The sequence below is a fragment of the Kaistia algarum genome (assembly GCF_026343945.1).
Taxonomy (GTDB): Bacteria; Pseudomonadota; Alphaproteobacteria; order Rhizobiales; family Kaistiaceae; genus Kaistia; species Kaistia algarum.
Window position 1 is genome coordinate 948,059 of sequence record NZ_JAPKNJ010000001.1, and the last position, 14,282, is coordinate 962,340.

The following is a 14,282-nucleotide window of genomic DNA, read 5'->3' on the forward strand; positions in this document are numbered from 1 at the left end:
TATCAAATCCTATAGGATATAGTATTGCAGTGGCCGGAACATCCTGCTAGGTGTCTCCCCTGTCAAGGGCAAAGACGGCACAAAATGAATTCAACGCGGTCGACGGACACACCTTCGGGAAGCACGCAGATCCACCGCGCCAACAGTCTGGCGGGGGACGTCTATGAGGCGATCTTCAATCAGTTGATGTCGCTCAAGATCGCGCCGGGCACCCGGATCACGGTCGATAGCCTGGTGAAGGAATTCAACGTCTCGCAGACGCCGATCCGCGAAGCCCTGGGCCGGCTGGAGGGCGAAGGGCTCGTCCTCAAGACCCATCTGGTCGGCTATCGCGCGGCCCCGCAGATTACCCGGCGGCGCTTCGATGAACTCTATGAACTGCGGCTGTTGCTGGAGCCGGACGCGGCGGCCAAGGCCGCGGCGGCAATGGACGAGGCAAAGCTCGCGATCCTGCGGGAGGCTGCGGGCGTCATGGCCGGCCGCGACGGCAAAGATGATCGGGTCCATTACTCGACCTTCGCCCGGCAGGACGGAATCTTTCACGACAAGATCCTGGAATTTGCCGGCAATCAGTTGATCCGGGAGACGCTCAGCTTCCAGCACACCCACTTCCACATCTTCCGCCTGATGTTCCACTGGCGCGTGACGGCCGAAGCGCTGGACGAACACCAGGCCCTGCTCGACGCATTCGCCGCAGGCGATGCCGCCGCCGCCACACAGGCGATGCAGTTGCATATCGAGCACTCGCGTGACCGGTTGCTGCCGGCATTCGAGTGATACCGACCCTCTAAATCGCAATCGGACACGACCTCGCCATGGAACGCCCGTTGCCGCTCCACGCCCGAACCACGCCCGGAGCGTCCGTCCTGCGGACGGAAGCCCTTTCCAAGCAATATGGCCCGGTGACGGTGCTCTCCGACGTGACGCTCGACGTCGTCGCCGGAGAAATTCATGCCATCATCGGCGAGAACGGCGCCGGCAAGTCGACGCTGATGCGCCTGATGTCCGGCTATGTCGACCCAAGCCGCGGCGCTCTCTTCATGGATGGCGCGCCAGTACGGTTCTCGAGCCCGCATCAGGCCCAGGATGCCGGCATCGTCCTCGTGCACCAGGAAATCCTCCTGGCCGACGGGCTGACGGTAGCCGAGAACATCTTCCTCGGCAGGGAATTGACCCGGAGCGGCATGGTCGACGACCGGACCATGCGGCGCATCGCTGCCGACAAGCTGGCGGAACTTGGCTGCGACGTGTCGCCGAACGCGCTGGTGCGCGATGTCGCGCTCGCCGACCGCCAGCTCGTCCAGATCGCGCGCGCCCTGCTCGACGCCCACAGGCTAGTGATTTTCGACGAGCCGACCGCCGTCCTGACCGGCGAGGAGGTCGAACGGCTGCTGGGCATCATCCTGAGCCTCAAGGCCAAGGGGATTGCCGTCCTCTATATCAGCCATCGCCTTGACGAGGTTCAGCGGCTCGCCGACCGCGTGACTGTCCTGCGCGACGGCAAGATGATCGGCACCTATCCGGGCCATAGCCTCAGCCAGATGGACATGGCGGAACTCATGGTCGGGCGCGAATTGTCCGCGCTCTATCCTCCGCATTCCGGACCCGGCGCAGGGGCGCCGATGCTCCGCGTCAGCAAAGCCACGGTTCCCGGCTATGCCGAGGATGTTTCCTTCACCGTGCACAAGGGTGAAGTGCTCGGCTTTGCCGGGATGACGGGCGCGGGCCGAACGGAACTCTTCGAGGGCATCGTCGGCCTCCGCCCGGCCCATGCCCAGGTCGAACTCAATGGGATGCCGATCCACATCCGCTCCCAGCGCGAGGCGATCGACGCCGGCATCGGCTACCTCACCGAGGATCGCAAGGCGAAGGGGCTGCTGCTGCAGGAGCGGCTGGCGGCGAACCTCACGCTGTCCGCGCTGGAGCGCTTCCATCCCCGTCTCGCGATGAGCCGGCGCCGGGAAGCGGCAGCGCTCGACGATGCGGTCCGGAGCTACGACATCCGCCTGAAGAACCCCAACGTCAATGCGGGCCAGCTCTCCGGCGGCAACCAGCAGAAGCTCCTGCTGGCGAAGGTCCTGCTGACCGACCCATCGGTCGTGATCATCGACGAGCCGACGCGGGGCATCGATATCGCCAACAAGGCGCAGATCTACGTCTTCATCCGCAAACTCGTCGGCGAAGGAAAAGCCTGCATCGTCATCTCGTCGGAGATGCAGGAACTGATCGGCCTTTGCGACCGCATCCTGGTCATGCGCCAGGGCCGGATCAACGGCGAAGTCTCCGGCGACGAGATGACCGAAAGCAATATCGCGCTCCTGGCTACCGCCGAGGCGGATGTCGGACGCGCGGCCCTGGGAGGACGATCATGAGTGCCGCAACCCAATCCACCTCGCCCCGGCGCGAGAGGGAATTCTCCTTCAACTGGGGCGATGCCGGTCCCTTTCTGGCGCTTGTCGTCCTGCTGGTCATCGGCTTCGTCATCAATCCCGATTTCCTGTCGGTCACCAACCTCAGCAATGTCATCACGCGCAGCGCCTTCATCGCGATCATCGCGGTCGGCGCCACCTTCGTGATCTCGTCCGGCGGGCTGGACCTTTCCGTCGGTTCGATGGCCGCCTTCATCACCGGCGTCACCATCATGTTCATGAATTCGATGGTGCCCACCCTCGGCACCGGGTCGGTCGCCGCCGGCATGGCGGTAGCGCTGCTCGTCGGCGTCGCCTGCGGCCTCGTCAATGGCCTCATCGTCACGGTCGGCAAGATCGAGCCCTTCATCGCGACGCTCGGGACGATGGGCATCTTCCGCGCGCTCATCACCTATCTGTCGGATGGCGGCACGATCCCGATCGACCGATCGCTGCGCGAGGCCTATCGCCCGGTCTATTTCGGCACGGTCGCGGGCATACCGATCCCGATCCTGATCTCGCTGGCCGTGGCCGCTATCGGCTCCTTCATTCTCTACAAGACCAAATATGGCCGCAAATGCGCCGCCGTTGGTGCGAACGCCGATGTTGCGCGCTATTCCGGCATCTCGGTCATCAAGACGCGGACGATCGCCTATCTGATCCAGGGCGCCTGCGTCGCGATCGCGGCCATCTGCTACGTGCCGCGCCTCGGCGCAGCCACGCCAACCACGGGCGTGCTCTGGGAACTGCAGGTCATCACCGCCGTCGTCATCGGCGGCACGGCGCTGCGCGGCGGCAAGGGCCATATCTGGGGCACCGTCGCCGGGGCAGTCATCCTCGAACTCATCGCCAATCTGATGGTGCTGTCGGACTTCGTCTCCGAGTACCTCGTCGCCGCCGTTCAGGGCGTCATCATCATAATCGCGATGCTCATCCAGCGCTTTTCGAAATAGCCCCGCGTCCGGACCACGCGGGTGTCGTTCTCGATCGGTCCAACTCAATGGGAGGAATTTCAATGACCCGTACGAAATGGATCGCCGCCGCGGCGATCGGTACCCTGCTGCTGGCCGGCTCCGCCGCCGCCGCCGACAAGAAGGTGATCGCTGTTTCGATCCCCGCCGCCGACCATGGCTGGACGGCCGGCGTCGTCTATCATGCCCAGGCCGCAGCCAAGGAGATCAACGCCGCATTCCCGGACATCGAAGTTATCGTCAAGACCTCGCCATCGGCAACGGCACAGGTGAGCGCGCTTGAGGATCTCTCCGCCGGCCGCAAGCTTTCCGCGCTGGTGATCCTTCCCCACACCTCGGAAGAGCTGACCATGCCGGTCAAGGCGGTGAAGGACAGCGGCGCCTTCATCACCGTCGTTGATCGTGGCCTCAACGACCCGGCGATCCAGGATCTCTATGTCGCCGGCGACAACATCGCCGTCGGCAAGAACACGGCGAAGTTCCTCGTCGACAAGCTCGGCGGCAAGGGCAACCTCGTCGTCCTGCGCGGCATTCCGACCGTCATCGACGACGAGCGCATCAAAGGTTTCCAGGACGGGATCGCGGGCACCGATCTCAAGATCCTCGACATCCAATATGCCAATTGGAACAGCGACGAAGCCTTCAAGCTGATGCAGGACTATCTCGCCAAATATCCGCAGATCGACGCCGTCTGGGCCAATGACGACGACATGCTGCTCGGCGTGCTCGAAGCCATCAAGGAATCCGGCCGCACCGACATCAAGTTCGCGCTGGGCGGCAATGGCATGAAGGAGATCGTCAAGAAGGTGATCGACGGCGACGCCATGACGCCGGTCGAGACCCCCTACCCGCCGTCCATGATCAAGACCGCGATCTACCTGACCGCAGCCAATCTCTCCGGCCATGCGCCGGTGCGCGGCAACGTCAAGCTCGACGCGCCGCTGATCACGCAGGCGAACGCGGCGGAATTCTATTTCCCCGATTCCCCGTTCTAGTTCCAACGAGCGCGGGCGAGCCACGGCTCGCCCGCAACTCCTCCAACGCGAAGGACAGGATTATGCCCGGCAAGAAGATTCTGATGCTGACCGGTGAATTCACCGAGGAATACGAGATCTTCGTCTATCAGCAGGCGATGGAAGCGGTCGGCCATACGGTTCACGTCGTCTGCCCCGACAAGAATGCCGGCGACCGAATCAAGACGTCGCTGCATGATTTCGAAGGCGACCAGACCTATACCGAGAAGCTCGGCCACTATGCCGACATCAACAAGACCTTCTCGGAGGCCGAGCGCCAGCTCGATCAATATCACGCCGTCTACTGCGCCGGCGGCCGCGGTCCGGAATATATCCGCACCGACAAGCGCGTGCAGGCGATCGTGCGCCACTTCCACGAGACGCAGAAGCCGATCTTCACGATCTGCCACGGCGTGCAGATCCTGATCGCCGTCGATGGCGTCGTGCGCGGCAAGAAGGTGGCGGCGCTTGGCGCTTGCGAGCCAGAAGTCACGCTGGCCGGCGGAACCTATATCGACCTGTCGCCGACCGACGCCTATGTCGACGGCACGATGGTTTCGGCCAAGGGCTGGACGGCGCTGGCCGCGTTCATCCGCGAATGCCTGAAGGTCCTCGGGACCGAGATCCGCCACAACTGAGACTTGGCGGCAAATGACAAGCGATGGTTCCGGCACGCCGTGCCGGGGCCATCCTCCCTGCCGCCTGGATCGGCGATTAGTCCGCCTTGCCGGCCACCCACAGCGACTGGCGAAGGACGGCGGCCATCGGCACCAGCCGCTCGCCCGGCTCTACGTTTTCCGCAAGCAGCAGCCGCACCGCCTCCTGCCCCATCTGCTCATGTGGTAGGGCGAAGGTCGTCAGGCCGGGTCGCAGATCGGCGGCAAGCTCGTCATTATCAAATGACACGACCGAGATATCCGATGGGATGCGCAGCCCGCCCTCGCCCAGCGCCTGATAGGCGCCAAAGGCTAGGCGGTCATTGAGGCAGAGCAAGGCCTTCAAGGGCGTCTGCCGGTCGAGCAGACCCTTGACCAGCTCGTAGCCATGCGGTGCTTCCCAGTTCCAGCAGCTCTCCTCAGCCACGAAGTGGATCGCGAGCCGTTCCAGCTCGGCTCGAATGCCTGCGAGACGTCGCGATACGGTTTCCGAGCGGAACAGCCCCTGCTCCACCGCCGGATTGTGGCCGATCAGGGCAATGCCATCGCGAATGCCGGTATCATGCAGCAGCCGCACGGCAGCGCCGCCGGCCTCAAATTCATCGGGAAGGACGCAGACCGGATGATGACGGCTGGTGGCATTGAGCATCACTACGCGCGTCGCCGCCGGAAGCGCCGGCACGAAGACCTCGCGCGCGCGCATAGCGGCGAAGATGAAGCCGTCGACCTGCCGGTCGAGCGCCGCCTCGATCGCCTGAACCTCACGGGCAGGCTCGCCGCCGGTTTCGAGCACGAGCACGACATGGCCCGCCTCGTCGGCAGCTTCCAGCGTCCCGCGGATGAGGCCGTTGGCGAAGCGCGTGGTGGCGACGACATCCGAAATGAACGCGATCGTCCGCGTCTTGTCGGTGCGCAGCGCCCGCGCTGCGAGGTTGGGCCGATAACCGAGTTCCAGCGCAGCGGCATGGACGCGGGCGTGCGCCTCGGCCGAAAGGCGCGTATCCGGACGTCCGGTCAGGATCATCGAGGCGGCGGTCGGCGACAGCCCCGCCAATCGAGCCACATCGGCGAGCGTGACGCGTTTCTTGCTCAAGAAAACCAACCCCTGTGCAGCCGCGACCCGAAGACGGCGTACCGCCCCCTCATAGCGGAGCGGGCCCGAGCTTGACAAACGAGCTGCCGCTCTATCATCTGCTAAATCCTTTTAGCAATGTTGGTGGCTGATGGCATTCTCGCTGGACGATCATTGGGTCTGGGATTTCTGGCTGGCCGACGACGGCGCCCTGTTCCACATGTACTTCCTGCATGCGCCGCGCGCGCTGGGCAATCCGGACCTGCGCCATCGCAATGCCCGGATCGGCCATGCGACATCGTCCAACCTCACCGACTGGAGCTTTCACGGACGCGTCTTCGAGCCCGGCGACACGGGCGCCTTCGACGAGACGGCGACCTGGACCGGCTCGGTCGTCCGCGGGCCGGACGGGCTGTGGCGCATGTTCTATACCGGCACGCGTTTCCTCGCGCCGGACGCCCATCCCAATGTCGAGACCGTCGGCGTCGCGACATCGCCCGACCTCTTTCATTGGACGAAGGCCCCCGGCCCGATCTGCCGCGCCGATCCGCGCTGGTACGAGACGCTCGGCAGTTCCTCCTGGCCGGAGGAAGCCTGGCGCGATCCCTGGGTGTTCCCATCCGCCGACGGGACAACCTGGCACATGCTGGTCACGGCGAGAGCCAATCACGGCGACGAACTCGACCGCGGCGTCATCGGCCACGCGACCTCACGCGATCTCGAACGCTGGGAGGTCCAGCCGCCCCTGAGCGACACCGGCGCCGGCTTCGCCCATCTCGAAGTGCCGCAGGTCGTGACGCTCGCGGGCGGGACATATCTGCTGTTCTCCTGCGACAGCGCCAAGCTGGCCGGCCATCGCAGCGGCGGCAAGGGAGGAATCTGGAGCGTCGCCGCCGATGCGGCAGAGGGCCCCTACCCCATCGCGGCGGCGAGCCTGATCGCGCCGGAGCGGCTCTACAGCGCGCGCGTCATCGAGGATCGGAACGGGCGACCCGTCCTGCTCGCCTTCCACAATATCCAGGACGATGGTTCATTCGCCGGCGGCGTCAGCGATCCGCTGCCGCTGGTCGAGCGCGACGGAACGCTGCAGATCGAGACCAACGCATGACGATTTCAATCCAAGGACAGTTCGCCCCCGGTTTCGAGCCGGTCGCCGAAGCCTTCGCGGATGCCTTCGCGGGCCAGCCGACGATGGGCGCGGCGTTGGCCGTTCGCGTCAAGGGCGAGCGCATGGTCCATCTCTGGGCCGGTACCGCCGACGAGCGCACGGGCGCGCCCTGGCAGGAGACGACCGCGTCGGTCGTCTTCTCCTGCACCAAGGGCCTCGCCTCGATCCTCGCCGCCCGCCTCGTGCAGGAAGGCCGTCTCGACTATGAGGCGCCGGTCGCACGCTATTGGCCGGAGTTCGCCGCCGCCGGCAAGGGCGAGGTCCTGGTCAAGCATCTCCTGTCGCACAAGGCCGGCCTATCGGCGCCCGATGTCGATGCGACACTCGACGACATCCTCGACTGGCAGACGATGGTGACGCGGCTCGCCGCCCAGGCGCCGATCTGGCCGCTCGGTTCGGGCCACGCCTATCATGCGCTCACGCATGGCTGGCTGGCGGGCGAACTCATTCGACGCGTCGCCGGCATGTCGGTCGGAACCTTCTTTGCCGAGACGATCGCCACGCCGCTGTCGGCCGCGGCTTGGATCGGACTGCCGGCAAGCGAGCGGAGCCGCGTCGCTCATCTCCAGGTCGATCCTGGCCTTCGCGACCTCTGGGCCGCCGAGGCGGCAAAGCCGGTCGATGGCCCGGTCAACTGGACCTATCGCGCGATGACGCTCGGCCGCGCTTTGCCGGCAGAACTCGTCACGTCCGATGGCGGCTTCAACGACCCACGGGTCCAGGCCGCGGAGATTCCGGGCGCCGGCGGCATCGCGACCGCCGATGCGCTGGCTACGATCTGGTCGGCAACCGTGACGGAAACGAATGGCATCCGCCTGCTCGAACCCGCCACGCTCGCGCTCGCGACGGCGGTCCAGTCCGAGGGCGCGCCGGTGTTCCCCGAGCCGCCGCCGCACGCCCGCTGGGGCATGGGCTTCCAGCTCGATTCCGAGGCGCGCCGCTATCTGACGGCGCGCAGCTTCGGCCATGACGGCGCCGGCGGGCAGGTCACCTTCGCCGATCCGGACGCGCGCATCGGCTTCGCCTACGTGACGAACTGGATGATCGGGCCGGGCGATCTCCGCGCGACGCGGATTATCGACGCCCTTCGCGGCGCGGTCTGAACCCTTTTGCGGGCGGCAATCTTGCCCGCAAACATACTCTCGTGCTAAATCCTTTTAGCACGCTGATCCAAGTGTAGATTTGCGGCAGGGAGGACTTCATCTTGACCATCAGATCGCTAAAAGCAGCCGGCGTGGCACTGACGCTGTCGGTTGCAGCCTCGACCGGGGCGCTGGCCGCACCGAGCTGCGGCACGGACCCGGTCACGCTCAGCGCCTATTTCGAGACGGGCTTCCCCTTGCCCGGCAAGCTGGCCGAGGCCTTCTCGAAGGAGTTCCCGAACGTCAAGTTCGACATCAAGGAAGACCAGTTCGCCAATCTGATGGAGAACACGCCGCGCCTCCTGGCCGGCGATGCGCCGCCGGATCTCGTGCGGCTGCCCAGCATGAGCGACCTCGTCGCCAACGAGCTGTTGAAGAACCTCGACGGCTACTACACCGATTTCGGCTGGGACCAGTTCCCGGCCTCGCAGTTGATCCAGCTTCGCGTCGAGCCGGAAGGACGCCCGCGCGGCACCGGTTCGCTCTATGCAATGGGACTCAACTATTCGATGACCGGCGTCTTCTACAACAAGGAGCTAGCCGCCAAGATCGGCATGACGGCAGCACCGACGACGCTCGCCGAGCTCGACGCGCTCCTCGCCAAGGCCAAGGCGGCCGGCATCACGCCGATCATCCAGTTCAACAAGACCAATGGCGGTCTCGCCTTCCCGCTGCAGGACCTGATGGGCGCCTATGGTCCGCCGGAGCCGGTCAATGACTGGATCTTCCAGAAGGAAGGCGCCACCATCGATACGCCTTCCAATCTCAAGGCGGCCGAGCATCTCGAAGACTGGGTCAAGGCGGGCTATTTCGCGCCCGACACCAACGCGATCGACTATTTCGCGATGATGAGCGGCTTCCTGAAGGGCGACGGCCTCTTCATGTTCAACGGCGACTGGGAATCGGGCAATCTCGACAAACAGCTGCCCGGCAAGGTCGGCTTCTTCCTGATGCCGCCGGCCGAGGCGGGCGGGCGGCATGCCGCCATGTCCGCGCCGCTCACCTACGGCATCGGCGCTAAGTCGCCCCATGCCGATTGTGCCGCCTTCTTCCTGAACTGGGTGGCGACCGATCCGGAAGCGCGCAAGATCAATGTCGAGGTCGGCGGCTCCAACCCCGGCGGCCCGACCTCGCTACCGATCCCGGCGGTGGCGCCCGGATCGGTGACCGAGGCAACGCTGGCCGCCGGCTCCGTCATCGCCAAGGAGAACGGCGCGATGGACTTCATCGCCAACGCGACCGGCGCGATCTTCTCGGCCGGCTGGACGCCGGAACTGCAGAAGCTCGTCGGCGGCAAGCAGACGGCCGACGGGCTGCTGAAGGCCGTCCAGAAGGAATATGAGCAGGAACTCTCGCGTTGAGCGACGCGCTGCCCAACAGGAACACGCAGCGGCGGGCCGAAGGCCTGCCGCCGCAACCCGGCGTCAAGCGCCGCGTCCCGAATGGCCGCGACCGGCGGAACGGGTTCGTCGCCGCCCTATTCATCGCGCCAGCGCTGGCCATGTATACGGCTTTCGTGGTCGTGCCGCTCGGCATGTCCGTCTTCTATTCGCTGCAGCGCTGGGACGGCATCGGGCGCTTGCGCTTCGTCGGCCTCAAGAACTACCTCATCGTGCTGACCGATCCGGACCTCATCCAGATCATCGGCAATGCGTTCAACCTGATCCTCTATTTCACGCTGATCCCGATCGCGCTCGGGCTCGCCGTCGCCTCGGTCATTCGCGGCCACATGTCCGGCCCGTTCGGTACGATCACCCGCACGGTGCTGTTCCTGCCGCAGGTGATCCCGCTGGTGGCGGCCGGCATCGCCTGGAGCTGGATGTTCGCCTCGACGGGTCTCGTCAATCAGCTTCTGACTGCGGTCGGCCTCGGCTCGCTCGCGCGCGGCTGGCTCGGCGACTTCACCTTCGCGCTGCCAGCGGTCGGCATGATCGGCGCCTGGGTCCTGCTCGGCCTCTGCACCATGCTGCTGGTGACCGGCATCGCCAAAATCGACGCCAGCATCTATGAGGCAGCCGAACTCGACGGCGCCGGCAAATGGCAGGAGCTGATCTACATCACCATTCCCGCCCTCAGGCAGGAGATCGGCGTCTGCGTGACGGTGACCGTGATCGCGGCGCTGGCGAGCTTCGACATCGTCTACATCGCGACGGCCGGCGGGCCGGGCATCTCGACCATGGTTCCGGGCCTCGAGATCTATCGCCTCGCCTTCGCGCATCGCCAGGTCGGCCTCGCCTCGGCGCTGGCCATCGTGCTGATGGTGCTCGTCCTCGTCTGCGTCCTCCCCATCCAGTGGTTTGCACGGCCGAAACGATGATCGAAGCACAGTCCAACAAGCTTCTCGCTCGCTTCATGCTGATCGCCCTGATGGCAGTGACGCTGCTGCCCTTCCTCAGCATGTTCTCAGCGGCGTTGGCACCCTCCGGCACTTATCCGGCCGGACTGCAATGGCCGTCGGACCCGCAATGGGGCAATTTCGCCCGCGCGTTCGAACTCGCCAACATGACGAAGCTGCTGTGGTCGAGTTCGCTGATCGTGCTCGGGGTCGTCCCCGTATCCGTGCTGATCGCGACCATGGCGGGATTCGGCCTGTCGCGTGTCGACAAGGGCCGCGGCAAGTGGCTCTACCTGATCTTCGTGCTCGGCCTCACATTGCCCGTCGAGGCCGTGATCACGCCCCTCTATTACGAGGTCAAGGCGCTCGGCATCCTCAATACACGGATGGCGCTCATCCTGCCGCTGATCGGCCTGTTCATGCCCTTCTCGGTCTATTGGATGCGGGCACATTTCCTGAACGTGCCGCAGGAACTCGGCGAAGCGGCCGAAGTCGACGGCGCGTCGGAATGGAGGCAGTTCTGGCTGATCCAGGTGCCGATCGCCCGGCCGGCGATCATGTCGCTGTCGATCCTCCTGTTCCTGTGGACCTGGAACCAGTTCCTTCTGCCGGTGGTCCTCGTGCAGGATCCCGAACAGCGGACGATGGCGGGCGCGCTCGGCGCCTTCCAGGGCCAGTGGGGCACCGACGTGCCGCTGCTCTGCGCCGGCGCGCTGCTGATCCTGACGCCGACGGTGCTCCTGTTCCTGATCTTCCAGCGCCAGTTCGTCGCCGCTCTGCTGCAGGGATCCGTGAAGGGCTGAAGAAGGATCGCCCGATCCTTTGCCGGCAGGGCTCACGCCGTTTCAAGCCGGGAGCAGACGGACGGCTTCGGGCGGGATCCGGATAGCGACGACAGGTTCCCGCCGATGCGTCTCGACCCGGACCCGGCCCGCGCCAACGGCGAGATCGACGCGCCTGACGGAACCAAGGAACCGATCCGCCGATGCTGAGCCGGCAAATTCACCGGCGACGTCGAGCCGGGGAGGATGGGACAGCGGTTCGATCCGCTCCGGCCGGACCAGGGCGACTACGCTCTCGCCAGCGGCGCGGGCGCCAGTATCGCAGGCGATCAAGCCAACGGTTGTCGCTACGAGGCCGGCCTGCAGCACGGTTCCCGGCCACAGGTTTGACTGCCCGACGAAGCCCGCGACATAGGCGTCGATCGGCTCATCATAGAGTTCGCGAGGGGTCCCAAGCTGGAGGAGGCGGCCGTCGCGCAGCACGGCGACCCGATCGGCCAGAGACAGGGCCTCTTCCTGGTCATGCGTCACCAGCAGCGTGGCGATGCCGGCCTCGCGTTGGACGCGGAGGATCTCGTCGCGCATCTCGACCCGGAGCGCCGCGTCGAGCGCCGACAGCGGCTCGTCCAGCAGCAGTCCGGACGGACCGAAGACCAGGGCGCGCGCGAGGGCCACCCGCTGCTGCTGGCCACCCGAAAGCTGATGCGGCATGGCACGGACCCTTCCCGCCATACCGACTCGCTCCAGCATGTCGATGGCGCGGGCCCGTCGCTGCGCCGTTGGAATGCCGCGGACCCGCAGAGGAAAGGCGACATTCTCCCAGGCGGACAGATGCGGAAACAGGGCATAGTTCTGAAACACGACGCCGAGACCGCGCGCCTCGGCGCTGACTGCCGTCCTGTCCTCGCCGCCGACAAGGACGCGGCCGGCCTGTGGCTCGGCGAAGCCCGCCAGCAGCTTCAGCGCCGTCGTCTTGCCCGACCCCGAGGCACCGATCAGCGCCACCAGTTCGCCCGGCGCGATTGTCAGCGACAGCTCGTGCACGCCGGTTGCCGTGCCGGGATAGAGGTAGCTTACAGCGTCGAAGGTCAGGCTCGTCATGTCGTTCCGTTTATACGTGCGCCCAGGGCGGCCGGGTCGCGGCCGGCTCGCAGCGCGCCGAAGAGCGCGGCCCAGGTCAGAAGGAAGCTCACGATCGACAGGGCCGCCGCCACAGTCGGTTCGGAGCGGCCGATCAGGCCGAGGGAGACCGGGAAGGTCCGGAAAAGCAGGATATTGGCGATCGTGAACTCGCCGAGGACGACGGTGAAGGTCATCAGCGCGGCATTGACCAAGGCAGGACGGAGATTGGGGAGCACCACCCAGAAAATGATCTGGCGCGGATGGGCGCCGAGGCTTGACGCGGCCAGGCGGAGCTGTGGCAGGTCGATCGTGCCGAGCGCCACGTCGATGGCCCGGTAGGCATAAGGCAGCGCCAGGACGAAATAAGGCAGGGTCAGATAATAGGGCGACCCGACCAGCCATCCCGGTCCCTGGATGAGAGCCGTGAGACCCGCGACGAGCGCGATCGCCGGAACGACGAAAGGCAGGATGGCGATCGCTTCGAGAAGGCCATGCAGCCGGGGAGCGAAGAGATGCACGGCAATGACAGCCGGCACCATCGCCAGGAAAATCAGGCCGATCGTCGCCACCGCAAGCTTCATCGTAAGGAGCAGCGGATCGAGGAGGTCAGCGCGCTGGAACAGCTGCGCATAGGCGGCAAGGCCGTAACCCGCCTGTCCCTGCGATAGGCTGAAGACGGCCGTCATGATCAGAGGAAGCGCGAAGAAGGCACCGATCAGGGCGATGAAGATCGAGCGCGCAGTCTTGCCGATCATCCACGCCCCCTGCGGGAAAGCCGACGCATCCGGCTTCCGAGGCCAAGCAGCAGCGCCATGACGGCGATCATCGCGATCGACAGCGCCGCCCCGGTCTCCGGCGAACTCACGACATCGCCGGTCAGCACATTGCCGATCTCTGTGGTGAGGAGGACGATGTTGCCCGATGTCAGCGCATAGGCCGTCGCATAGCCAGAGAAGGCGGAGCCGAACAGCAGCGTGAAGCACGAGACCAGAGCCGGCGCCAGGATCGGCAGCACCACGAGACGGAACCGCTGACCCGGGCTCGCGCCGAGGCTGGTGGCCGCCAGCAGCCAGTCAGCCCTGACGCCGCGGATGGCCGGGGTAAGGATGACGACCGCGAGCGGCGCCAGGAAGTAGGTATAGACCAGCGTCAGGCCTGCTACCGAGTAGAGCGAGAAGCCCATGGCATAGATGTCGGCGCCTATGACTTTCAGACCGCGCGTGACGAGCCCGAACATGCCGAGGGTCGAGACGAAGGCGAAGGCGAGCGGCACGCCCCCAAACTGAGCGGCCACTGCGCTGAAGCTCGTCATGACGGTGCCGAGACGGGAGTCCGCGCGGCTCGCGATGAGCGCCATCGTCGTCCCGAGGACAAGGGCCACAAAGGCGGACGCCAGCGACAGCAGGATCGAATTCCATGCCGCCAGCCGATAGGTGGCGCCGGCGAGGCGGGCGATGGGATCCAGCGTGAAGCCATCCGGCCCGTGGATAGACTGGACGACCAGCATGCCGGCCGGCGCTACCATGACGAAGGCCGCGAGCAGCAGGAAAGGCGCCATCATCGCGGCGGCCAGAAGCACAAGCCGCCGGGAAGGACGCCGACGCGGCATTGCG

14 protein-coding genes are annotated in these 14,282 nt (G+C 65.7%); 10 read left to right on the plus strand and 4 right to left on the minus strand.

The window, feature by feature from the left end:
• Positions 1-84: 84 nt before the first annotated feature.
• From OSH05_RS04630 to OSH05_RS04650, 5 genes are all read left to right on the plus strand, one after another.
• Entirely contained in the window at positions 85-777 is a 693-nt protein-coding gene (locus OSH05_RS04630) for a GntR family transcriptional regulator (protein WP_104217354.1), read from the plus strand.
• A gap of 38 nt (positions 778-815) precedes the next feature.
• On the plus strand, positions 816-2,372 hold the full coding sequence (locus tag OSH05_RS04635) for a sugar ABC transporter ATP-binding protein (protein ID WP_104217353.1): 1,557 nt from the start codon (positions 816-818) through the stop codon (positions 2,370-2,372).
• Entirely contained in the window at positions 2,369-3,361 is a 993-nt protein-coding gene (locus OSH05_RS04640; RefSeq protein ID WP_104217352.1) for an ABC transporter permease, read from the plus strand. Before OSH05_RS04635 ends, OSH05_RS04640 begins: the two co-directional genes overlap by 4 nt.
• A 62-nt stretch (positions 3,362-3,423) precedes the next feature.
• On the plus strand, positions 3,424-4,374 hold the full coding sequence (locus tag OSH05_RS04645; protein ID WP_104217351.1) for a substrate-binding domain-containing protein: 951 nt from the start codon (positions 3,424-3,426) through the stop codon (positions 4,372-4,374).
• Positions 4,375-4,436: 62 nt separating this feature from the next.
• Positions 4,437-5,030, plus strand: coding sequence for a DJ-1/PfpI family protein (locus tag OSH05_RS04650; protein ID WP_104217350.1), 594 nt, complete (start codon positions 4,437-4,439; stop codon positions 5,028-5,030).
• Between the two features lie 76 nt (positions 5,031-5,106).
• On the opposite strand, the gene OSH05_RS04655 is transcribed toward OSH05_RS04650, so the two are convergent.
• Positions 5,107-6,141, minus strand: coding sequence for a LacI family DNA-binding transcriptional regulator (locus OSH05_RS04655; protein WP_104217679.1), 1,035 nt, complete (start codon positions 6,139-6,141; stop codon positions 5,107-5,109).
• Between the two features lie 130 nt (positions 6,142-6,271).
• Between OSH05_RS04655 and OSH05_RS04660 the strand changes: the two genes are divergently transcribed.
• From OSH05_RS04660 to OSH05_RS04680, 5 genes are all read left to right on the plus strand, one after another.
• Entirely contained in the window at positions 6,272-7,228 is a 957-nt protein-coding gene (locus tag OSH05_RS04660; protein WP_104217349.1) for a glycoside hydrolase family protein, read from the plus strand.
• Positions 7,225-8,391 carry a serine hydrolase domain-containing protein gene (locus tag OSH05_RS04665; protein WP_104217348.1) on the plus strand — a complete coding sequence of 389 codons (1,167 nt, stop codon included), beginning with the start codon at positions 7,225-7,227 and terminating at the stop codon, positions 8,389-8,391. Before OSH05_RS04660 ends, OSH05_RS04665 begins: the two co-directional genes overlap by 4 nt.
• A gap of 101 nt (positions 8,392-8,492) precedes the next feature.
• Positions 8,493-9,791 carry an ABC transporter substrate-binding protein gene (locus tag OSH05_RS04670; RefSeq protein ID WP_207778682.1) on the plus strand — a complete coding sequence of 433 codons (1,299 nt, stop codon included), beginning with the start codon at positions 8,493-8,495 and terminating at the stop codon, positions 9,789-9,791.
• Positions 9,788-10,747 (plus strand): carbohydrate ABC transporter permease, encoded by a 960-nt coding sequence (locus tag OSH05_RS04675; protein WP_266352058.1) that lies wholly within the window; start codon positions 9,788-9,790, stop codon positions 10,745-10,747. The genes OSH05_RS04670 and OSH05_RS04675 overlap by 4 nt, the downstream gene beginning before the upstream one ends.
• The gene (locus OSH05_RS04680; RefSeq protein WP_104217346.1) at positions 10,744-11,568 is read left to right on the plus strand and encodes a carbohydrate ABC transporter permease; all 825 of its coding nucleotides are present in this window, start codon (positions 10,744-10,746) and stop codon (positions 11,566-11,568) included. The genes OSH05_RS04675 and OSH05_RS04680 overlap by 4 nt, the downstream gene beginning before the upstream one ends.
• Before the next feature lie 42 nt (positions 11,569-11,610).
• Here OSH05_RS04680 and OSH05_RS04685 read toward each other — a convergent pair whose 3' ends face one another.
• The 3 genes from OSH05_RS04685 to OSH05_RS04695 are packed head-to-tail and all read right to left on the minus strand — an operon-like array spanning position 11,611 to position 14,278.
• A complete protein-coding gene (locus OSH05_RS04685; protein ID WP_104217345.1) occupies positions 11,611-12,648 on the minus strand; it encodes an ABC transporter ATP-binding protein in 1,038 nt (345 codons plus the stop codon).
• On the minus strand, positions 12,645-13,424 hold the full coding sequence (locus OSH05_RS04690) for an ABC transporter permease (RefSeq protein WP_104217344.1): 780 nt from the start codon (positions 13,422-13,424) through the stop codon (positions 12,645-12,647). The genes OSH05_RS04685 and OSH05_RS04690 overlap by 4 nt, the downstream gene beginning before the upstream one ends.
• Positions 13,421-14,278 (minus strand): ABC transporter permease, encoded by an 858-nt coding sequence (locus OSH05_RS04695; RefSeq protein WP_266352059.1) that lies wholly within the window; start codon positions 14,276-14,278, stop codon positions 13,421-13,423. Before OSH05_RS04695 ends, OSH05_RS04690 begins: the two co-directional genes overlap by 4 nt.
• Positions 14,279-14,282: the final 4 nt, after the last annotated feature.